The sequence below is a fragment of the Halococcus hamelinensis 100A6 genome (assembly GCF_000336675.1).
Classification (GTDB): Archaea; Halobacteriota; Halobacteria; order Halobacteriales; family Halococcaceae; genus Halococcus; species Halococcus hamelinensis.
Genome location: NZ_AOMB01000006.1, coordinates 16,426 through 37,829 on the forward strand (window position 1 = coordinate 16,426; position 21,404 = coordinate 37,829).

The following is a 21,404-nucleotide window of genomic DNA, read 5'->3' on the forward strand; positions in this document are numbered from 1 at the left end:
ACGACCGATGATACTTGGGTATGTCACTCACAGACTGGCTCGACGACTACGAGGACCGCGACTGGCGGACGGCGACCGAGGGCACGGTTCGCTACGCGCTGGTCGGCCTCGGCTGGTGGGCCACCGACGTCGCGATGCCCGCGATCGCCGACTCGGAGTTCGGCGAGACCACGGTACTGGTGAGCAGTTCGAGCGAGAAAGCCGAGCGGGTCGCCGACGAGAACGACGTCTCCCGGGGGATCACCTACGACGAGTTCACGGAGGGCGAGGCGAGCGAGGACTACGACGCGGTCTACGTCTGCACCCCGAACGCCCACCACCTGGAGTACGTCGAGGCGGCCGCCGAACTCGACAAGGCCATCATCTGCGAGAAGCCGATGGAGGCCAGCGTCGAGCGCGCCGAACGGATGGTCGAGGCCTGCGAGCGCGAGGACGCCCCGCTGATGATCGCCTACCGGATGCAGACCGACCCCGCGATCCGACGCGGGCGCGAACTCATCGAGGCGGGCTTCGTCGGCGACCCCGTCTCGGTCTACGGCCACAACTCCCAGCCCCTCCTCGAGATGATCCCCGACACCGACCAGTGGCGGCTCACCCCCGATCTGACCGGGTACGGGACGAGCGTGATGGATCTCGGGATCTACTCGATCAACACCGCACGCTACCTCCTCGACCGCGACCCCGTCGCGGTGCAGTCGATGCTCGCGACCGACCACGACGCCTTCGAGGGGCTCGACGACGAGCGCGCCTCGTTCATGCTCGACTTCGACGGCGTCGAGATGGTCTCGACCGCCACCCAGAACGCCCACAACGACTCCCAGCTGGTGGTCACCGGCACCGAGGGGCAGATCGAGTTCCGACCCGCCTTCCACGGCGAGTGCCGTCTCCGGATCGCCCGCGACGGCCGCTCGGTGGACTTCGACCGCGAGGAGTTCGGAGCCGTCGAGGAGATGCGCGAGGAGTTCGATTACTTCGCCGACCGGCTCCTCACCGACGCCCCGATCGACCCCGACGGCGAGCACGGCCTGGTCGACCTCCAGGTCGTCGAGGCCATCCACGAGGCCACCGAAACGGGTGGAACGGTCGACGTCGGGCGATAAGCGAGCCGTTTTCGATCCCGATGGCGGGGTGCTTCGGCGTTACTCGGTCTTCCGATCGACCGCGTCGGTGACGTCCGCGAGGTGCTCGGTGAACAGCCCGACCTCGACGCCGAGGGTGACGTACTGGACGCCGGCCTCGATCCAGCGGTTCGCGACCTCGGGGGTGTCGGCGAACGCGCCAACGACGACGTCGGCCTCGGCGGCCCGCTCGCAGACGTGGTTCATCAACTCGACGACCCGGTCGTCGGTGACCTCCCCGGGGATCCCCAGCGACTGCGAGAGGTCGTAGGGGCCGAGGAAGACCACGTCGATCCCCTCGACCGCGAGGATCTCGTCGATGTTCTCGACGCCGCGCTCGCCCTCGACCTGGACGACGAGCAGGGTCCGCTCGTTCTGGTCCTCGGTGTAGGTGTCGCTCCCGACGTACTCGCCGGCGCGGACGTACTGGGAGAGCCCGCGGCTGCCGACCGGGTCGAACCGGGCGGCCTCGACCGCCGCCTCGGCGTCGGCGCGCGTCTCGACCTGTGGCACCTGGACGCCCGCGGCACCGAGGTCGAGCGCGCGCTGGATCTCGGCCTCCTCGTTGGCACGGACCCGAACGAGCGGGGCGACGCCCGCGTTCTGGGCCGCGGCCGAGAGGTCGAGCGTGGTTTCGGCGGTCAGCGGGCCGTGCTCCTGGTCGTAGACCACGAAGTCCATCCCGGCGACGCCCACCATCTCGGAGACCATCGCGGAGTCGAGGAGTTGGAAGGTCCCGACGGCCACCTCGCCGTCCCGAAGCCGGTCGCGGATCGAGTTCGTTAGCATACCCTCTCTTCCTCTTCGAGGGGATAAGAAACACCCGATGGACCGACGTATCGCCCGTATCGATCCCCGTCGATGGTCCCTCGTGTAGGGGATCGGTCGCTTCCGGGGGCGGTGGAGCAGCCGGGACTCGTAGGTTCTCGCGAAGAGCGTGAGGACTGGTTCCACGATGAAGAACGTTCGGCGTGCCAGCGGCGGTAGAGTTCCAGCCGACGAAATATCGTTCAGTAATCAAGAACGAAGCGCCCGGGTTCGAAACGGAGTGGATATCGGAAGGGAGCGGCGGATCGGCCGGTCACGGCGTATAGAGTGCGTCCGGTTGGAGACGAGCGCCGGTGCGAACCGTGGCACGGCGCATCGTCGGTCGTCGGAGGGAGCACCGTCGAACCGATGGGGTTCGACAGTCCTGAATTTCGAAGAAGTGAACGCTGTCGTCGCATTCGTTCTGTTCTCGAACAATTGTCGTCCGTCTTCGGATAAGAGATCAGAGATAACAGCGAGTATCGATGCCGAACCGGAGAAGAGAGCATCACAGCAGTCGAGCGGCGTTCATCCATAACGAATGCGATGGATCCGGCTCACGGTGGCGTCACCGGACCGTTCCCACGAGGTTCGCCGGGCCGGGGTCGTTCGCCGGCGGTCGGTTCGGCACCGGAGCCGACAAGGGTTAATAGCACACCGGCGAAGGGAGACCGAATGCAGCAATCGAGCACGGCGTCGAGAGCCGAGAGCGACGAACGGACGTGCAAGATCGACCGGATCGCGGTCGAGTACGACCTCGGCGACATCGCCGAGGAGCTCGGGGAGCTCTGGACGCGCGAGGAGGAACGGTACAGCCTCCGACGGCTTGCGACCCACTTCAACCGCCGCCTGCTCCGGGCCGCGATGGAGCGAAACGGGATGGACGTCCTCGAGGGCGAAGCCGAGAACACCTACCGGCTCCTCACCGACGACGACGTGAGCGTCGGGACCCGAACCCAGGCCCGCAACCGCCTCCGGAAACAGGGGGTCGACATCGAGGCGGTCGAATCCGCCTTCGTCTCCTACCAGACCGTCAACCGTCACCTGAAGGGCTGTCTCGACGCCGAACGTCCGGCGGAACCGGACGAGGACGGCGTCGAGAAGGCGACACAGCGCATCGCCGCCCTCCGCAACCGGACCGTCGTGGTCACCGAGAACACCCTCTCACAGCTCCGCTCGGCCGACGAGATCACCCTGGGCGATGCCGACGTCTTCGTGGATATCACCGTCACCTGTGCGGACTGCGGAACCCACACCACCGCCCGGGAACTCATCGCCGACGGCGGCTGCGACTGCGAGTGAGCGCGAGCCGTAACACCCATACTTGTGTTATCGGATTCGGAGACGGGTCGAGACGGGGATTTTCGACGGTAACCGGGTCGATCCCCAGCGAACGGATCGGCTATCGCCCGTCGAAGCAGTCGTCGAACCCGTGGTATCGTTCTCGCCGGGCGCGTGACGGCTTCACCGAGACGACCGTCGACGACCTCGCCCGACCTCGATACCGAAAGACACCCGAATAGCGTCAGAAAAATCCACTCGTTCCGCGACCGCCGATCGCGACGTTCTCACCGCTCGGTAGTGCTCTCGACGAAGCGGAAACCGGACTCGACACCCGGCGTTCGATCGAATATCTTCAGGACACGGATCGCTGATCGAGCGACGCTACGACCGCGTCGCGCTCCAGACCCGGTCCCGGCGGCCGTCGGTTCCGGCGTCGGCCGCCACCGACCTCGTTCGAGCCGTGGTACACGAGAGTCCCGCCTCCGACATCAGCCGGCGAACGTGCCGTCGGCAGTACTCCACGTCGAAGGTCTCCCCGATGTATCGCTGTGCCAGGGTCGTCGTCCACGCTGTGGCGTCGTAACCGACCGCCGTCGGTGAGTCGTGGAGTGCCGCCGCGAGTTGGTCCGACTGGTCCGGCGAGAGCGCCCGCGACTGTCCGGGTTTGGGGCCGCGTTTCTCGTCGTAGAGCACCTCCTCGGGGGGGTCGGTTTCGAGCCGGTCGAGTCGGGCGAGCCAGTTGTGGACGGTCCCCTCCGAGACGCCGTAGCGCGAGGCCAGCGTGGGCTGGGTAACCGACTCCTCCTTGTAGTTGAGCGCGAGCATCAGGCGCTGTGTCGGTCGTTTACCCTCGACGTCGTCCAGCAGGGCACGGAGTTCGTCGGCGGTCACGTTCTCGAGGTGGGGCATACCACTCCTCGGGACCCTAGCATCAAATAACTTGAGCCATCTCGGTTCGAGCTGACCGAAACTGCGACTCGTGGTCTGCTTTGTTCGGTATCGGTTCGTCTGGGGCGATTCTATCCTCGGTTCGAATCGAGTGGGGAGTTTTGATTCCGCGTCAGTTGCCGACGCGTCCCTCGTAGACCACGCCGCGGCCGGCGTCGAGGGTGACCTCGTCGCCGTCGGCGAGCGAGTCCGGGAGCGAGACGTTCGATATCATCGGCAGACCGGTCTCGCGGGCGACGATCGCGGCGTAGCCCGTCACGCCCTGATGGGCGCTCACGACCCCGCCGAGTTTCCGTGGGTCGCCCGCGAACTCGCCGTCGAACGTCTGCGAGACGAAGAGAACCGCCCCCTCGGGAACGGTCGTGAGGTCGCCGTCGGGCGCGTGGTGGAGCGGACCGGCGACCCGACCCGTGACCACCGACCGGCCCGAGGCGAGCACCTCGGCGGCGACGTGGAGTTTGAGCATGTTGGTCGTGTTCGCGCCTTCGAGGTCGGTCATCAAGCCCGCGAGCACGACGACCGTATCCCCGCTTTCGGCGACCCCCGCCGCGAGCGTGGTCCGGACCGCGTTCCGGATCACGTTGTCGGTCCCCTCGCCCTCGCCGGTGAGCGGCGCGTACCGGGGGAGGACGCCCGCCGAGAGACAGAGCCGCCGGCGCACCCGGTCGTCGGGCGTGACCGCGACGATCGGGACTTCGGGGCGGTATTTCGCGGTCTTGAGCGCGGTGTAGCCCGACTCGGTGGCCGCCACCACCGCGGTGGCGTCGGTGTCGCGCGCGAGGTAGCGCGCCGACCGCGCGAGGACACCGGTACGGGAGTCGTCGGGCTTCGGGACGGCCTGCTCGACGTGGTCGTCGTACTCGGGGCTCCGTTCGACCTCACGGACGATCCCGCTCATCGCCTCGACCACCCTCACTGGGTGGTCGCCGACCGCGGTCTCGCCCGAGAGCATCACCGCGTCCGTCCCGTCGAGCACCGCGTTCGCGACGTCCGAGGCCTCCGCCCGCGTGGGCCGACGCGAGTGGGTCATCGTGTCCAGCATCTCGGTCGCCGTGATCACGGGCGTCCCCTCGTCGAGACACTCCCGGATGATCCGTTTTTGGATCAGCGGGACCTCTTCGAGCGCGCACTCGACCCCGAGGTCGCCGCGCGCCACCATCACGCCGTAGGCCGCCTCGACGATCCCCTGGAGGTTGTCGACCGCGTCGGCGCGCTCGATCTTCGCCACGACGGGGATGTCGGCGTCGCGGGCTTCGAGCGCCTCGTTCACGGTGTAGACGTCCGCGGCCTCGCGAACGAAGCTCATCGCCACGAAGTCAACCTCGGCTTCGGCCGCGAGGTCGAGCTCGCGTTCGTCGGCCTCTGTCAGCACGTCGAAGCCGAGGTCGACCCCCGGAACGTTGACGCCCATCCGCCCGCGCATCGAGCCGCCGGAGTCGACGTGGGCGCGGACGACCTCGCCATCGACCCCCTCGACGGTGGTCTCGATCCGGCCGTCGTCGAGCAGGACGGTGTCGCCGGGTTCGACCGCGGTGATGGACTCGGAGAGGCCGACCCGCTCGGCCGACGTTTCGGCACCCTCGACGAATTCGACCACTGTCCCCGCGGGGAGGTCGAGGTCGGCGTCGAGCGGCGCGGTTCGGACTTCGGGGCCCGAGAGGTCGAGCATGGTCGCGACCGAGTCCTCGGTGGCCTCGTCGACCGACTTCACCCGGTCGATCAGGTCGGCGCGTTCGTCGGTGCTCCCGTGGCTCGCGTTGAACCGCGCCACCGACATCCCGGCCTCGACGAGCGCCTCGATGGTCTCCCGGGACCCCGAGGACGGCCCGAGCGTGCAGACGATCTTGGTGTTGTTCATGCGATCATCCACTCTCGGGCTGGTACTTCGGTCCGTCGGTCGGCCCGGTCGCTCATAGCACGACGGTCTTGCGGCGGACGAACCGCTCGATGCTCACCCCGATCCCCTCCCGACCGATCCCGGAGGCCTTGTTGCCGCCGAACGGGAGGTCGCCGAGGCCGTGGGAGGGCGCACCGTTGATCCGCACCGCGCCGGCGTCGATCCGGTCGGCGAGGGCCATCGCGCGGTCGTGGTCGGCGGTGAAGACCGCGGCGTCGAGCGCGAGGTCGCCCGCGTTCGCCACCCGCACCGCGTCGTCCTCGTCTTCGATCGTGGTCACGGCGACCACGGGCCCGAACTGTTCCTCGGTCACGATCCGCGCGTCGTGGGGCACGTCGGCGAGGAGGGTCGGTTCGACGAACCGGCCCTCTCGACCGCCGCCGCGAACGAGCCGTGCGCCCTTCTCGAGCGCGTCCTCGATGAGTTCCTCGACCCAGTCTGCCTGGTCTTCCGAGATCAGCGGCCCGAGGTCGGTCTCCTCGTCGAAGAGGTCGCCGACGACCCACTCGTCCATCGCGGGCTCGATCCGCTCGACGAGGTCGTCGTGGATCGATTCGTGGGCGAGCACGCGCGAGACCGCCGAACACCGCTGGCCGGCGTACTTCAACGAACCTTTCGCACACGCCGCCGCTGCGGCGTCGAGGTCGGCGTCCGGGAAGACCACCGCGGGCGCGTTGCCGCCGAGTTCCATCAGGAGGTTGACCATCCCGCTCTCACGCGCGACGTGCTCGCCCGCGCCCGACGAGCCCGTCATCACGATCGCGCCGATCGTGTCCGACCCCGCGAGCACGTCGCCGATCTCGCTCGCCGCACCCGGCACGAAGTTGAACGCGCCCTCGGGGACCCCGGTCTCGGCTATCACCTCGGTGAGGATCCGACCGGTGACGGGGGTCTGGCTCGCGGGCTTGAGGACCACACAGTTGCCCGCCGCGAGCGCGGGCGCGATGTGGAGCGCGGTCGTCATCAGGGGGTAGTTGTACGGCGCGATCGAGAGCACGGTGCCGACGGGTTCGGGTTTGACGAGCGCCTCCCAGCCCTCGTGACCCGCGGTGGTCCCGGTGCGGTGCTCGCCGGTGAGGCTCCGGGCCTCGCCGGCCGCGCGTCGGAAGCGCTCGGCGGCCGAGTCCACCTCGCCGCGGGCGCTCGATATCGGCTTGCCCGCCTCCCGGACGATGGTCTCGGCGAGTTCGTCCTTCCGGGCTTCGAGCCCCGCGGCGATCGCGTCGAGCCACTCGACGCGTTCGGGGATCGTGGTCCCGCGCATCCGCGCTTCGGTCTCCGCCGCCGCGTCGAGCGCCGCGGTCGCCTCCTCAGGACCGGCGGCCGGGATGCGTGCGAACGTCTCGCCGTCCTCGGTGAGGTCCTCGACCGACAACCACCCCTCGGTCGTTACCCACTCGCCGCCGACGTACGGACCGCTCCGCTGCTGCTTGGTTGCGGAAGCCATACCCGATCTTTCGCGGGCGGACACAAGAACGTTACTACGACGATGGTATTTCCGCAGTTCGGCGACCCGACAGGATGTCGTCGGTTCGGTCCCGAATCGGTTGGACGAGACGACCGAAGACCACCCGGACCGGAGTACTCGTCGTCCGAGCCGAGGGATTCTGTACAACAGAACGAATTCGAGTCGTTATCGGTCTCTCACACACCGACCCGGACGGGCCGAACGGTCTCACGGAACCCATACCGATGGAATCGGTAGGATCGTACGACGAGAGGGACCCCATTCGTTCGGAAAGACAGAACACTGATGTGGGTACGCGACCGACGCGACGTATGGATGCCCCCGAAACGCCCAACGTCCCGGTGAAATCGGTCGAACGGTCGATACGGTTGGTCGAGGCGGTGCAGAGCCGCGGCGGGGCGAGCCTCACCGAGCTCGCGGACGACCTGGACGTAGCGAAGAGCACCGTCCACAACCACCTCCTCACGCTCGAACGCCACGGCTACCTCGTCCGGACGGACGACACCTTCCACGTCGGATTCCGGGCCCTCGACCACGGCGGCTTCGCACGCGAACGGGTTCCCGGCTATCGGTTCGTGCGCTCGGAGCTCCACGACCTCGCCGACGAGACCGGCGAGCTCTGTCAGTTCGTCGCCCGACAGGGCGGCGAGGGCTTCGTGCTGTTCCAGACCAGGGGTTCGGACGCCGTCGAGACCCAGTTTCGGGTCGGGTCCCACGGCCCGCTCCACAGCCTCCCCGGCGGCAAGGCCGTCCTCGCCCAGCTCCCCGTCGAACGCATCAGCCGGATCGTCGAGGAGAACGGGCTCGCGACGACGACCCCCGCGACGATCACCGACCTCGGGGATCTCTTCACGGAGCTCGAACGGACCACCAACCGTGGCTACGCCGTCAACGACGGCGAACACAGCCCCGGGCTGAACGCGGTCAGCGTCCCGGTCGAGTCGGAAGCGGCGGTCCTGGGCGCGCTCTGTGTCGTCGGGCCAACCCACCGACTGAACGACGACGCCACCGAACGACGCCTCTCGAACCGACTCCTCGAAGCCGCCAACGAACTCGAACTCAACGTCACCTACTCGCGGGCGTAGACGAACCCCGACCCGACATCGAGTTCTGGATAACAGAACACGCGGACGCGAGGGGGGGTCAAGACCGAATCACGATGGGACGAATAGGACGTGACCCATCCCGTAACAGATATAGTTCTGTTCCATATACGACCATCGGACGGTCGGTCCGCCGGCGATGAACCCAACAGAGTTCATAAGAAAATACTCGATTTTGCTCCATCGACTCGCTCCACTTCGGGATGACTTCCAAATTCGATTCCCCGACGGATTTGAGGAGCACATATGGGAACGTCCTGGCTTCGATTTTCAGACCACGTCAGGTACGGCTCAGACGGTATTTCGACGCCATCCGAGACGGAGTGGCCGTCAGTAGTAACGACTGAGATTCGACGGGACGACGTATCATCCAACGAAACGGAGCGGACGTTACCGAACGACCGTCGAAGTACGAAATCGGAGCTTTTAGAGCACAGTAGTAGTCTATACAACGAACGAGAAGACGATCAAGTGTTGTCTCATCTTCTTTTGCCAGTAGATGTATCCCGTCAGGAGAGCCCTCATGCTCTATCGTTGGTGAGTAAATTTTTATGAATATTTCTTTGCCGTCTCTTATCACGGAGACCAGTCTGTGGCCGTATTCGCGAGTCGACTGATGAACGAAGACGACGACCGACTGAACGATCAGTCCACGTGCTCCCCGTAGAGTGCCGACCGGTCGACGATGTTCTGGACGGTCGTTCTCGTGACCCCCGCCAGTTTCGCGGTCGAGCGCTTGCTCTTGCCGTCGCGGAGTCGTTCGATGACCAGGAGCGCGGTGTTGAAGTCGTCGTTGGGAACCAATCGTCCGTTCTCGCTGTCGAAGCCGTACGGGGGCCGACCGACGTGTTTGCCGCTCGCCTTCGCGGCGTGGATCCCCTCGCGCGTTCGTTCCGTGCTCACCGACGCCTCGATATCCGCGGCGATCGATAGCCCCTGTAGTATCGCGCTCTCGTCGGGGGAGTCGGTTCCATCGGCGCGAGCCGTCCCCTGCTCGCCCAATGCGAGACCGATGTCGAGGATGTGGAGCGCGACCCCCGCATCGAGGAGCGTCTCGACGAACTCGTTGAAGTCCACGACCGTCTTCGCGACGCGAGCGGCATCGGTGACGATGACCCGGTCTACTGCCGTCGCAGCGATCCGGTCGAGCATCGTTTGATAGCCCGACGACTGGTCGGCACGCGCTTCCACGCCCTCATCGACGAACACCGAGACGTCGTTCGGGTCGAGGTCGAAGTTCCGTTCGGCGTAACTGAGGATTTGCTCGCGCTGGTTCGCTCCCCTCCCCGTACTAACGACGCGGACATAACCGATGGTCGCCTTTTCTCTCGTATCTCCGCCACTATCTACTGCCATCGATCAACGTCTGTTGACGGTCTCGGCTGCTGCTGATATGTGCGTTGCGAATAACCACGGCCCGACAGGCCGTCCGCATCGGTTTTTGGCATCGGTTACCATTGATTACCAAGGCCTGTATTTAACACAGGGGTTATTAACACCCTGCCGGTACAAGCCGATGTGCTATTCGCCTACTATTCCGATACACCGTACGTCTCTCTCGATGCTGCGGTGACCGACACGTCAAGGGAGGGTGCTAGAAACCAATGTTTACAAATACTCGATTGATGGACGGGGGTATGCAATGACTGGCGATCGAGGGTCGGCCTCGACGCGACGGAACGTCCTCCGTGCCGGGGCACTCGCGGGGGTTGGAGCACTTTCGGGATGTATCGGAGCCGGAGCGACGACCGGGCGAGAGCTGACGATCGGCTATCAACCGTACTACGCGGAGGCGTGGTCCGCCGTGGTGATAAAGAACGCCGGGCTGGCCGAGGAGTTCCTCCCCTCGGGCTACTCGGTCAAGAACTGGGACTCCGCGCTGCAGGGGTCGATCGTCGGGACGCGAATGATATCGGGGAAGAACCAGGTCGGCTACACGGGCGATATGCCGACGATCACGGCGATCGCGAACGACAGCACCCCGATCAGCGTCGTCGGTCTCGCGGGCTACTCGGAGGGCCAGCAGTGCAGCCTCGCGGTGCGACCCACCGGTTCGGGGGTGACGAACGTCCAGCAGATGGACGGGCGCGACGCCGCAGTCACGACCGGGAGCTGTACGCATCGGTTCTACCTCAACGTCGTCGAACAGACCGGCGTCCAGCCGAACCTCGTCGACAACTCGATCGGGAACATCCTGGCCGAGATCCGCCAGGGCTCGCTGCCGGTCGGCTTCGGCTGGGAACCGAACATGGCCCGAACGGTCTACCAGGAGGACGCCGCCGAGTACTTCATCAGCGGTTCGGAGTTCGATACCGGCGACGCGGCGGGGATCATCATGCCGGATTCGTTGATCGAGAACGACCGAGAGGCCGCGATCGGCTGGCTCAAGGCCGAGCTCAGGGCCAAGGAGATCATGGCCAACGACCACGAGCGCACGCTCGACCTCGTCGCCGAGGAGGGCGACCTCGCGACCTACGACCGGGACGTCCTGCGCTCGTGTCTCTACGAGAGCCTCCGGCTCGACCCCTCGACCAATCGGCTCGAACTCATCACGGACTACGCGGCCGTCCCACAGGCCAACCGGTTGATGACCCAGCAGGGCCCGCGATTCCTCCAGGAACAGGGCGCTATCTCCGCGCTGCCGGCCGATTCGAGATACAAGCCCGGACTCACGAAGACGGCGGCCGACGAACTCGGCGTCGGGACCGGACTCGACCGCTTCGGCGGGTCGAACGGATCGAGTGGGTCGAACGGGTCGAATTCGAGCGCGGCAGGGGCGAACGCGAGCACGTCCGGGGACGGACGATGAGCACGCAGTCGTTCTCCGAGCGGTTGCTCGGCGACCGGGCGGGCCTCGGCGTTCCGCGTCGAGTCGTCCAGCTCGGGTCGGTGCTCGGGTTCCTCGTCGTCTGGTGGGCGCTCGTCCGGTTCGGCGTCCTCGGCTTCGAGTACCTGGCCGGCCCGGTCGAGACGGGGACGAACATGCTCGCCTATCTCGCCGGCGAACCGATGGCGAGCGGCGGGACCATCTATCTGCACGCGGCGTACTCGACCTTTCGCGTCGTGTTCGGTGTCGGCATCGCGGCGTTGCTGGCCGTCCCGCTCGGGCTCGCGATCGGGACGAGCCAGCGGTTCGAGGACTACACGTTTCCGGCGCTCGAGATCCTCCGACCGATCCCGCCGGTCGCCTGGGTCCCGATCAGCGTCCTCCTGTTGCCGGCGCTCGACCTCCTCGGCGTCGAGGTCAGCCTCGCCGTGCTGTTCGTGGTTTTCATCGGGGCCTTCTTCCCGATCCTCATCAACACGGTCGAGGGCGTTCGCACGATCGAAGAGGAGTACACGCGAGCCGCCCACAGTCTCGGTGCGGAGGGCCTCCAGGTCTTCCGGTACGTCGTCTTCCCGGCGACGCTCCCGTCGATCCTCACCGGGATATCGATCAGCATCGGGCTCGGCTGGATCACGGTCGTCGCCGCCGAGATCATCGCCGGCAACTACGGCCTCGGGTACACGATCTTCCAGGCCTACCGCCTCCTCCAGACCGACGTCGTGCTCGTCGGGATGGTCGTGATCGGCGTGCTCGGCTACGCCTCCTCGGCGCTGGTGAATCGCTACGCCGCACGGCGGATGCCCTGGAGCGAGCGTGAGAGCCGATGACGACGAGGGGAATGCACCACGACCGCGTCGCCGTCCCGCCGGCCGCCGGTCACACGACCGTATCGACCATCGAACGAACCACCCAACCGCGAGCGACCAACGACCAATGAGCAACACCGACCAGAACACGACCGAGGCTGTGAGCAGTACCGAATCGAACACCGCGGCAGCGAGAAACGGGACGCAGAAGGCCGAAACGGGGGCGATCGAGATCGACGACGTCGCGAAGGTCTACGACCCCGACGGCGACCACGTCGTCGCCGTCGAGGACATGAACCTCGACATCGAGGCCAACGAGTTCATCACGATCCTCGGCCCCTCCGGGTGTGGCAAGAGCACGGTGATGGAGTGCGTCGCGGGCTATCTCGAACCGACCGAGGGCGAGGTCCGCGTCGACGGTACCCGCGTGAACGGTCCCGACCCCTCCCGGGGGGTCGTCTTCCAGGCCAACCGCCTCTTCCCGTGGTTGACGATCGCCGAGAACGTCCGGTTCGGCCCACGGATGCGGAGCGAGGTCGACAACGAGCGCGTGAACGGCCTGATCAAGCAGATGGGGCTGGACGGCTTCGAGGACTCCTATCCCCACGAACTCTCGGGCGGGATGCAACAGCGCGCCGAGCTCGCCCGGCTGTTCGCGAACGACCCGGACATCATGCTGATGGACGAGCCGTTCAGCGGACTCGACGCGATGACCAAGGAGCTGATGCAGGAGGCGCTGCTCGAGGTCTGGGAGAACGAGAGCCGAACGGTGATCTTCATCACCCACGACGTCGAGGAAGCGATCTTCCTCGCCGACCGGGTCGTCGTGATGAGCGCCCGGCCGGGTCGAGCCAAGGACGTCCTCGACGTCGATCTCGAACGACCCCGGAGCCTCGATATGATCACGACCGACGAGTTCACCCGCGTCAAACGCCGTGCGCTCGACCTCATCCACGAGGAAGCCGAACGCGCGATGGAACAGGCCGCGGGACGGGTCGATTGATGGCGACCGTCGAGAACGAACGTGGCTCCGGGTCGGGGTCCGGTTCGGGGACCGGTGGTTCGGTCACCGTTCCGCGACCGGTCCGTCGTGTCACCTCGGTGCTCGCCCTGCTCGTGCTCTGGGCGCTCGCGACCAACCTCGGGTTGCTCAGCGAACTGCCCTCGCCGTTCGCCGTCGGGACGACGTTCCTCGACCAGTTCGCCGAGGTGTCGTTCTGGAGCGCCGCGGCCGTGAGCACGGCTCGAATCTACGTTTCGTTCGTCCTCGCGCTCGTCCTCGCCGTCCCGATCGGGTTGCTGATCGGGTGGAATCAGACGTTCTCGGACGCGGTCTATCCGGCCCTCGAGATGCTTCGCCCGGTCCCGCCGGTCGCCTGGATCCCGGTCGTCGCGCTCGTGTTCCCGATCGTCTCGGTCGGTGCGGGCGCGCTCGACTACCCGGTCGATACGGGCATCCTCTTCATCACCTTCCTCGGGGCCTTCTTCCCGATCCTGCTCAACGCGATCAGCGGGGTCAAACAGATCGACGAGGAGTTCCCCCGGGCGGCCCGGTCGCTCGGGACGTCGCCGTTCCAGACGTTCCGATACGTGGTCTACCCCGGCGCGTTGCCGTCGATCCACGCCGGAATGGTGAGCGGGATGGGGCTCGCGTGGGTCAACCTCGTCGCCGCGGAGATGATCGCCGGAAGCGGGCTCGGCTATCTCACCTGGTCGTCGTACATCGCCGGCGACTACGCGAGCATCGTCGTTGGCATGCTCTCGATCGGCCTGCTGGGATACTGCTCCTCGCTCATCGTTCGCCGGATCGGTACGCGTCTGCTCCCGTGGAGCAGCACGGAGTGAGCGGCCAGTACCGGCGAGGAGAACGTCGGTGCGGCCGTCGACACCGGGACGATCGAATCGGCCGTCGACGAATATCGGTTGGGGACTGCCGTGGACGTCGGCGATGTGCGGTCCCAAGCGGAAGAGACGGCCGACGACCTAGGTGAAGATTCGGACGCGGACACGACTCAACGACCTCTTCTCGACAGAGTTCACAGGGGAGCACCGAACCGATGTCAGAAGACGAACGGCGGACAGTTCCTACGCTCCGAACCCACCCACCGCGAGGAATCGTTCGTACTCCGGTTCGGTGAGGCCCGTCTGCCCGAGGTCCCTCCCGTGGGCGTCGCTCCCACCGGTGACGAGGAGGTCGTGGCGCTCGACCGTTCGTCGGTCGCGACCGGAATCGTGGGCTGGGTTGGACGGGGAGTAGGGGTAGCGACACTCCACCGCGTCCAGTCGGGCAGCCAACTCGAAGACGTCGTCGAGCGCGCCGTACCGATACGGATGTGCGAGGCTGACGACGTTACACGCCTCCGAGAGCAGTGAAACGCCCCGCTCGAACGAGGGGATCTCGCGCGGGACGTTACAGGGACCGTCGTCGCCGATGAGTTCGTCGAAGGCGTCCTGATAGGTGTGATCGGTCCCGGGGTGTGCATCGACCGCGCGGGCGATGTGTGGACGACCGATGCCCTCCTCGACCTCGACGTCCAGCGTGATGTCCAGCTCGCGCTCGACCAGTTCGATGATGCGTGCGCCACGGGTCTTCCGGTCCATCTGAAGGCGGTCGAGCTCGGTACGGAGTGCGGGTGACCCCGTCACGCCGTACCCGAGCAGGTCGATCCCGTCGGGAAGCGAATCGACCTCGACGCGGAGTTCGATCCCGTGGATGACGTCGATGCCGTCGACCCGCACGAGCGGTGCGTCCAGATCAGGGTGGGTCCTGTCGTGGTCGGTGACGGCGACGGCGGCGAGGCCGGCTTCGGTCGCCGCGGCCGGAACCTCGTCGAGGGCGAGTTCGCCGTCGGAGTTCGTCGTATGGACGTGCAGATCCGCGTAGACCGGCTCTTTCATTTCGGTCACCGACCGTCCATCGGACCTCCAACCCATTAACGGAGCGGATGCTCGGCGCTCGCCCGTATGATCCGCCGACAGCGGCGCGGGAGCGGTGCCTGCAGGCGAAGGCAGCACTCACTTGCTAACTCATCGCAATCGTACGGTCGTTCGTCCATTTCGATCGACAACGACTGGCCCGACGCGGGAACCCCTCAGTCACTGTCGGTGTGACGACCGACGATTCTCATGATGACACACAGAGCACGCCCGACGAAACCGAGTCAGCAGCCCCGACGACGCGTCGATCCGATGACGACACCGAACGGTGATGGGTGGTGAGCAGCGAAGGATCGAGTCGTCTCCGGGAACGGGCCAGACGGAACTACGGGTACATCGAGCGCGAGGTTATCTCGGAGGGGAAACGCTCGGTCCTCTCGAACCATCGGATCGACGACTTCGACAGCGTGTTGCTCATCGCGTCCGCCCCGCGGGGCGGCAGCAGTCTCCTCTTCGACGTTCTCCGGCACCACGAGCGGACGTGTAGCCTCGACGGCGAACACGACCGATGGTTCATGCTCCACGACCTCTGTTACCCCACGTTCGAGTCGGACGTCATCCCGGCGGACTTCGATTCGTTCGACGGGGAGACCCTCGGAAGGGACCTCCTCGCCGAGGTCGGGGCGACCGAACGCGCCGGCGAGCACACACATCGCGTGGACAACACGCTCGTCCGACTCCCGTTGCAGTTCCCCGACCGGGAGCTCCCCTACGAGTGGATACGCGACCGGCTGCTCGACGGCGTACCGCTCGACGAGGTCCTTCGGGAACTCGACATCTCGCCGCTGCAGTACGACGAGTACGCGACGCGGGACGCCCCTCATCCGCTCGGAAACGAGACGATCGAGGACCGGCCGTTCGTCTCCTCGCACGACCACAAGCGGGCCCTCAGGGAGGACGACTTCGAGCGCACGCTCGTCCTGAAGGCGAGCGGCGACGCGTACCGACTCCCGTGGATCCGAAACCAGCTCCTGCCCGAGACCGACGTCACCCTCGTTCACCTCACGCGGAACCCGGCGGCGTCGATCAACGGCCTCTACGACGGGTGGCGACTGAACAGGGGTTTCCAGACGTACGACGTGGGCGACCTCGACCTCGAGGGCTACGACGGCTCGCTGTGGTGCTACGACCTCCCGCCGGGCTGGACCACGGAGGGAGACCTCATCGACGTCTGCCTGCTGCAGTGGCTCCAGGCCCACCGCCACATCCTCGACGCCCGCGACGCGTTCGACGACGTCCTCCGGGTCCGCTTCGAGGACGTGCTCACCGACACCCCGTCCGTCGTTCAGGAGGTCCTCGAGTTCGCCGGGCTCGGCGAGTCGGCGCTGCTCTCCGAGAACGTCGACGACCCCAACGAGGTCATGACGACGAAGGAGCCGAGGCGCGCTCGCTGGCGGGACAGGGAGGACCTCATCCAGGGGACGCTCGACCGGGCCGACGGGACGTACTCCGAGGTCGTCGAACGACTGGGCTACACGGCGGAGTCCGAATGGATATGAGCGAGCGAACGACGACCACGAGGGTCACACCCACGACGGACGAGCCAGCCCGGACGACCCGGGACGCATCGACTGTCGAGCCGGCGCCGACGGAGGCGTACACGCACGAACCCCCCGTCAGTGAGCTTGGGGGAGGAGTGGGAGGAACTCTCCTCCCCACGGGAGGGGGAGATCCGTGATGGGTGACACCCTGTGGCTCTTCGGGCTGCCCTGTTCCGGGAAGACGACGCTCGCCGAGGGGTTGGTCGGTCCGAGCACGGTCCATCTCGACGGGGACTACCTCCGGAACACCCTGAGTTCCGACCTCGGGTTCTCGAAGGCGGACCGGACCGAGAACCTGAGGCGGGCCGCCGGGGTCGCCCAGGCGTTGAACGAGCAGGGGTTCGACGTCGTCGCGTCGTTCATCACCCCCTATCGGTCCCAGCGGGAACTGGTCGCCGAGGTGGTCGAGAACGTCTCGTTCGTGTTCGTCGACACGCCGCTCGAAGTCTGTGAGGAGCGTGACGTGAAGGGGATGTACGAGCGAGCCCGTCGGGGCGAGATAGAGGGCTTCACCGGTATCGACGCGCCGTTCGAGGGGCTGGCGAGCGACGAGGCCGGGCTCGAAGTCCGAACGGCGACGAACTCGAAGGAGCGGATCATCGCGGAGATCAACGAGACGCTGGACCGCAAGCTCGATCCGAGCCACGTCTTCATCGGTCGTTGGCAGCCGCTCCACGACGGCCACCGGACGATCATCGACTCGGCCGCCGACAACGGGAAGGACGTCGTCATCGCGATCCGTGACACCGAACTCAGCGAGAAGAACCCGCTCACCGCACAGGAGCGCCGGGACCTGATCGAGACGGTCTACGAGGACCACCCGAACGTCGAGACCATGATCGTCCCGGACATCGACACCGTCGCCATCGGACGGGACGTCGGCTACTCCGTCGTCGCGGTTCCCGAGGACATCTCCGGGATAAGCGGCACGGAGACCAGGGAGAAGTACGGGAAGAGCGAACTCCTCGAAGGGCGACACTTCAGGGAGCGATCGGTCGATACGCGGCTTCCCGACCATGAATAGGACGGGGCTGCTGTTCGACCAGCCGGAACTGGAGGACGCGATAGCAACGGACGAGTTGCTCGATTGGAAGGAGAAACGGTACCTCGAGTTCAGGGAGACGATGCGGAACTCCCGGTACCCGTGTTACTTCGCGGTGAACGCCGAGCGGGACGACTCCGCCCGATACCTGTTCGCGGAGAACGCCCGTGACCGTGATACGCTTCTCAAGATACGGGAGGGGCTACAGCAGTACCTCCAACGGTATCGCTCCATCGCCGAACGCACGACCCTCGTCATCTTCTTCGGGCCCGCCGCCGAGGAGCGGAGCGAGCGCGACTACCACGAGCAGTTCTGGAGGGTGCTCGAGTTCCTCCACCGGCGGGACCCGGAGCCGTGGCCCGCCGACATCCCGACGGAGCCCGACGACCCCGAGTGGGAGTTCTGTTTCGCGGGGGAACCGATGTTCGTCGTCGGGCGTGCGCCGTTCTATACGGACCGACGGAGTCGGTACACACCGTATGGGCTCGAGATAACGATCCAACCACGCGAAACCCTCGACGACATCCGTGGGGACACGGTGGAGGGCCAGCGGATCCGCTCGGTCATCGAGGGCCGGTTGGACGAGTACGACGACGTCGCTCCCCACCCCTCCATCAGCGATTACGGCGACCCCCACACCCGGGAGTGGAAACAGTACCTGCTCCCGACGTCGAACGAGGAGCGACTGAACGAGTTTCCGTTCGAGATGAACCCATAGCGGTCGCCGAACCCGCTCGGTCGGTCCTCGACTCGCTGAGACCGACGAAGCGAACGGACAGGAGGAACGGCACGGTCCGATCGCCAGTGAGCCCTTTTCGGACGGGGAGGAGGACACGAGACGGATCCGCTGCAGGTCGGACGGGCGCAAGCTCAATCGTTAATAGCGCTACTCGCCTGAATAGCTACCGAGACCATGTCCGTTATCGCACTCCTGAGTACTACCCCAGCCCGAAGCGAGAACACCAGCGAGGAGGTCGCCGGAGCCGTCGAAGCCCTCGGCGACTACGACGTGGACCCCACCCTCACCGCGATGGGAACGATCATCGAAACTGACGACGTCGGCGAGCTGTTCGCCGCCGTCGAGGCTGCCCATCGAGCCGTCGACGCGGACCGGGTGACGACGAAGCTCGAGATCGACCACGAACGGGACCGCGACCGGGGCGCATCCGCACGAGTCTCCGCCGTCGAGGAGATGCTCGGGGACGGGAGCGCCTCCGACGGTCCCGCGGGAACGAACACCACGACGGACGACTCGGAGGAACTGGACAGCGTCGACATGAGTGGTCACGCTCCCGAGGACACCGAGGACGCGCCCGAGGAGGACGCCGGTATGAAGGGCGGGGACTACAAGACTGCGGACTCCGAGGCGGACGACGAACCGATAAGCGAGAAGTACGGGGAGGAGACCGACGGCTCTTCGAGCGATTAGTCGCTCATCCGTGTACTACTCCGCTGCTGAAGCCCCGGACCAGACTCCCCCTTCCCGTGTCTCTGTAGTTCGTCTCCAGCTCCACAGCGGTCGACGGTCCTCCCAGGGGTGAGCCGTTAGACTGGTACTTGGATGTGAGCCCCAGCGCTTGGTGTCCTCGTTCCGTTTCGGTGTGGCCTAGGTCTGGGAGCGACCCGATTCGTCGCCCGAAGCGGGCGTCCGGCCGAACGACGTCACTCGCTCAGATAGTCGATGATCGCATCCGCGCTCGAGATGTTCGTCGCGAAGGGGACGTCGTGAACGTCACAGACGCGGAGGAGGGCGGTGATGTCCGGGTCGTGGGGTTGGGAGGTGAGTGGGTCCCGCAGGAAGATCACCGCATCACACTCGTCGGTGGCGACGGCGGCACCGATCATCATGTCGCCACCGTGTGAGCCCGAGTTCAGCTGCTCGACCTCCAGTTCGGTTTCCTCACTGAGTCGCTCGCCGGTCGAGCCGGTCGCCATACAATCGAACTGTTCGAGGAGCTCGACGTGTTCGTCGACGAATTCGACCATAGCTTGTTTCTTCTCGTCGTGTGCCAAGAACGCTAACTGCATCACGTAGAGACTGTCGAGCCGGCGTCTTGAGACTATGTTCACCCGTTTGATACGTGGGTGGTTGTGGTACGAGCGTGATTTCGGCATGGAACGCCACGATAGTGTGATATCAGCCGATCGAGTGCAACCCGAACGTAGTTCGACGGGACTACCCGGACCGTATCACTTCATCGAGGACATCTCGTCCATGTGTTCCGCTTCCACGTGAGCAGTGAGTTGCTGTTCACTGTCGAATCCCTTGCCACACTCCTCGCACGTCTGTTCGCTTTCACTCATCGCCACCGGGTTCGGGTTCGACGGTCATCACTGACTGGCTTGCTGGTATAGCTCCAGCGTGCTCGTGGGAGGGAAAGCTACATTCACGGATTCGTATCGTCGTGTGTAATTTATCGTCGATGGCGTGAATAGCACGGGTCGTACGGCGGATATCATATCTATTCACTCGAAGCAACGAGGAGCGAGGTGACCGAACGACACGAGCGGCCCCGACGACGGAGGGCTGTTACGGTACCCAGCCGCCGGACTCGTCCGATCCGTCCGAGTCGGTTCGGCGCGCCGGTCGGTAGGAGAGCCCCGCTTCCTTCATCAGACGTCGACAGCTCGGTCGCGAGTACTCGACGCCGAAGGTGTCGCGGAGGTAGCGCTGTACCAGCGATGGGTTCCACGCCGAAGCGTCGACACCCGCCTCCGAGGGGGGCTGCTGGAGGGTCTCCTCGAAGGTCTCACGCTGGTCGGCGGTGAGCTTCCGTGGGCGACCCGAGCGGTCGGCGTCGACGACCGCGTCGGCGAGCGGCCGTGATTCGAGCCGCATGAGCCAGCTGTAGATGGTTCGGCGCTGGATCCCGTACCAGTCGGCGAGGTCGGTCTGGCTGACGCCGTTCTTGTAGGCGATCGCCGCGAGAAGGCGCTGTGTGGGTTTCGCCCCGTCGACCTCGTCGAGGGCCGCCTGCAGTTCCTCGACGGAGATCTCGTCGAGATGGTCCATACCGTGAGTGGGTCGGGTGAGCGGATAGTTCTAGCGGTCCTCGTAGGGATGGTGTGAACCGTCGCGGTATCGGTCGGGAGCAAGCGGTTTATCCGCCCGACCGCGAACCACGAACATGGTCGAGAACGTCATCTGGCCGGCGTATCTGGACGCCGGATGCAGTCGAACCGAGGGTCGACGGGTGCCCCGACGCGTCGCGGTGCCCGAGCCGACCGTCGACGAGATCGCTCGTGCGGCCGGGCAGGTCGGTTACGACACCGTGATCGAACGCGAGAAGACCTATCCACGCGAGCACGCCGCACGCGGCCGTGTGCTGGTGAAGGACGCCGACGACGACGGGAAGTCGGACCTCCTCCAAGCCGTCGCGGCCTACGTCGCCGCGCTCCGGGAATGAAACGCGCGGGCGAGGTGGTCGGTACCGCCCAGGGACTCGCCATCGTCCGATGTGACGACGAGGGCTACCCGACCATCGGCACCCAGCTCGTCGACCAGAGCCTCTCGACGGTCGGTCGGGTCGTCGACGTGTTCGGCCCGACCGACCGCCCGTTTCTGGCGCTGAAGTCGACGAACTCGCCGGCGGGGCTGCTCGGCGAGCGTCTCTACAGCGAGTAAC

At 65.9% G+C, this 21,404-nt stretch carries 20 protein-coding genes and 1 pseudogene; 13 read left to right on the forward strand and 8 right to left on the reverse strand.

Annotated features, from left to right (window positions below; genetic code table 11):
• Positions 1 to 20 precede the first annotated feature (20 nt).
• Positions 21 to 1,100: a D-xylose 1-dehydrogenase Gfo6 gene (gene gfo6, locus C447_RS02115; RefSeq protein WP_007690421.1), complete on the forward strand. Its 1,080-nt coding sequence runs from the start codon at positions 21 to 23 to the stop codon at positions 1,098 to 1,100.
• A 39-nt stretch (positions 1,101 to 1,139) separates the two neighbouring features.
• Here gfo6 and C447_RS02120 read toward each other — a convergent pair whose 3' ends face one another.
• Positions 1,140 to 1,907, reverse strand: a complete 768-nt coding sequence (locus C447_RS02120) for an HpcH/HpaI aldolase family protein (protein WP_007690423.1) — start codon at positions 1,905 to 1,907, stop codon at positions 1,140 to 1,142.
• Between the two features lie 693 nt (positions 1,908 to 2,600).
• On the opposite strand from C447_RS02120, the gene rdfA reads away from it, so the two are divergent.
• A complete protein-coding gene (gene rdfA / locus C447_RS02125; RefSeq protein WP_007690425.1) occupies positions 2,601 to 3,227 on the forward strand; it encodes a rod-determining factor RdfA in 627 nt (208 codons plus the stop codon).
• 363 nt (positions 3,228 to 3,590) lie between these two features.
• Here the strand turns inward: rdfA and C447_RS02130 are convergent, their stop codons facing one another.
• The 3 genes from C447_RS02130 to C447_RS02140 all read right to left on the reverse strand — a co-directional run bounded on the left by C447_RS02130 (position 3,591) and on the right by C447_RS02140 (position 7,501).
• Entirely contained in the window at positions 3,591 to 4,118 is a 528-nt protein-coding gene (locus tag C447_RS02130) for an IS630 family transposase (RefSeq protein WP_007690427.1), read from the reverse strand.
• Positions 4,119 to 4,269: 151 nt separating this feature from the next.
• The gene (pyk, locus tag C447_RS02135; protein ID WP_007690429.1) at positions 4,270 to 6,015 is read right to left on the reverse strand and encodes a pyruvate kinase; all 1,746 of its coding nucleotides are present in this window, start codon (positions 6,013 to 6,015) and stop codon (positions 4,270 to 4,272) included.
• A gap of 52 nt (positions 6,016 to 6,067) precedes the next feature.
• Positions 6,068 to 7,501, reverse strand: a complete 1,434-nt coding sequence (locus C447_RS02140; protein WP_007690431.1) for an aldehyde dehydrogenase family protein — start codon at positions 7,499 to 7,501, stop codon at positions 6,068 to 6,070.
• Positions 7,502 to 7,833: 332 nt separating this feature from the next.
• On the opposite strand from C447_RS02140, the gene C447_RS02145 reads away from it, so the two are divergent.
• Entirely contained in the window at positions 7,834 to 8,607 is a 774-nt protein-coding gene (locus tag C447_RS02145) for an IclR family transcriptional regulator (RefSeq protein ID WP_007690433.1), read from the forward strand.
• Positions 8,608 to 9,270: 663 nt separating this feature from the next.
• On the opposite strand, the gene C447_RS02150 is transcribed toward C447_RS02145, so the two are convergent.
• Positions 9,271 to 9,981 carry a recombinase family protein gene (locus tag C447_RS02150; RefSeq protein WP_079254992.1) on the reverse strand — a complete coding sequence of 237 codons (711 nt, stop codon included), beginning with the start codon at positions 9,979 to 9,981 and terminating at the stop codon, positions 9,271 to 9,273.
• Positions 9,982 to 10,267: 286 nt separating this feature from the next.
• Between C447_RS02150 and C447_RS02155 the strand changes: the two genes are divergently transcribed.
• The 4 genes from C447_RS02155 to C447_RS02170 all read left to right on the forward strand — a co-directional run bounded on the left by C447_RS02155 (position 10,268) and on the right by C447_RS02170 (position 14,103).
• Positions 10,268 to 11,434, forward strand: a complete 1,167-nt coding sequence (locus C447_RS02155; protein WP_007690437.1) for an ABC transporter substrate-binding protein — start codon at positions 10,268 to 10,270, stop codon at positions 11,432 to 11,434.
• On the forward strand, positions 11,431 to 12,279 hold the full coding sequence (locus C447_RS02160; RefSeq protein ID WP_007690439.1) for an ABC transporter permease: 849 nt from the start codon (positions 11,431 to 11,433) through the stop codon (positions 12,277 to 12,279). The genes C447_RS02155 and C447_RS02160 overlap by 4 nt, the downstream gene beginning before the upstream one ends.
• Positions 12,280 to 12,385: 106 nt before the next feature.
• Entirely contained in the window at positions 12,386 to 13,261 is an 876-nt protein-coding gene (locus C447_RS02165) for an ABC transporter ATP-binding protein (RefSeq protein WP_007690441.1), read from the forward strand.
• Positions 13,261 to 14,103 carry an ABC transporter permease gene (locus C447_RS02170; protein ID WP_007690443.1) on the forward strand — a complete coding sequence of 281 codons (843 nt, stop codon included), beginning with the start codon at positions 13,261 to 13,263 and terminating at the stop codon, positions 14,101 to 14,103. The genes C447_RS02165 and C447_RS02170 overlap by 1 nt, the downstream gene beginning before the upstream one ends.
• 240 nt (positions 14,104 to 14,343) lie before the next feature.
• Here the strand turns inward: C447_RS02170 and C447_RS02175 are convergent, their stop codons facing one another.
• Positions 14,344 to 15,156, reverse strand: coding sequence for a PHP domain-containing protein (locus C447_RS02175; protein WP_007690444.1), 813 nt, complete (start codon positions 15,154 to 15,156; stop codon positions 14,344 to 14,346).
• A 317-nt stretch (positions 15,157 to 15,473) separates the two neighbouring features.
• Between C447_RS02175 and C447_RS02180 the strand changes: the two genes are divergently transcribed.
• The 4 genes from C447_RS02180 to C447_RS18865 all read left to right on the forward strand — a co-directional run bounded on the left by C447_RS02180 (position 15,474) and on the right by C447_RS18865 (position 19,207).
• Positions 15,474 to 16,694, forward strand: a complete 1,221-nt coding sequence (locus C447_RS02180; RefSeq protein WP_237713304.1) for a sulfotransferase — start codon at positions 15,474 to 15,476, stop codon at positions 16,692 to 16,694.
• 178 nt (positions 16,695 to 16,872) lie between these two features.
• Positions 16,873 to 17,760 (forward strand): adenylyl-sulfate kinase, encoded by an 888-nt coding sequence (gene cysC, locus C447_RS02185; protein ID WP_007690449.1) that lies wholly within the window; start codon positions 16,873 to 16,875, stop codon positions 17,758 to 17,760.
• Positions 17,753 to 18,496: a YqcI/YcgG family protein gene (locus C447_RS02190; RefSeq protein WP_007690451.1), complete on the forward strand. Its 744-nt coding sequence runs from the start codon at positions 17,753 to 17,755 to the stop codon at positions 18,494 to 18,496. The genes cysC and C447_RS02190 overlap by 8 nt, the downstream gene beginning before the upstream one ends.
• Positions 18,497 to 18,691: 195 nt before the next feature.
• Positions 18,692 to 19,207, forward strand: coding sequence for a thiamine-binding protein (locus C447_RS18865; RefSeq protein ID WP_007690453.1), 516 nt, complete (start codon positions 18,692 to 18,694; stop codon positions 19,205 to 19,207).
• A gap of 233 nt (positions 19,208 to 19,440) precedes the next feature.
• Here C447_RS18865 and C447_RS02200 read toward each other — a convergent pair whose 3' ends face one another.
• Together C447_RS02200 and C447_RS02205 are read right to left on the reverse strand one after the other, a co-directional pair.
• Positions 19,441 to 19,806 (reverse strand): methylglyoxal synthase, encoded by a 366-nt coding sequence (locus C447_RS02200; protein WP_010612012.1) that lies wholly within the window; start codon positions 19,804 to 19,806, stop codon positions 19,441 to 19,443.
• 523 nt (positions 19,807 to 20,329) lie between these two features.
• Positions 20,330 to 20,791, reverse strand: a pseudogene (locus tag C447_RS02205) (helix-turn-helix domain-containing protein); the annotation flags it as partial.
• Positions 20,792 to 20,906: 115 nt separating this feature from the next.
• Between C447_RS02205 and srp19 the strand changes: the two are divergent.
• Positions 20,907 to 21,185: a signal recognition particle subunit SRP19 gene (gene srp19 / locus C447_RS02210; RefSeq protein WP_007690459.1), complete on the forward strand. Its 279-nt coding sequence runs from the start codon at positions 20,907 to 20,909 to the stop codon at positions 21,183 to 21,185.
• On the forward strand, positions 21,182 to 21,403 hold the full coding sequence (locus tag C447_RS02215) for an H/ACA ribonucleoprotein complex subunit GAR1 (protein ID WP_007690461.1): 222 nt from the start codon (positions 21,182 to 21,184) through the stop codon (positions 21,401 to 21,403). The genes srp19 and C447_RS02215 overlap by 4 nt, the downstream gene beginning before the upstream one ends.
• Position 21,404: the final 1 nt, after the last annotated feature.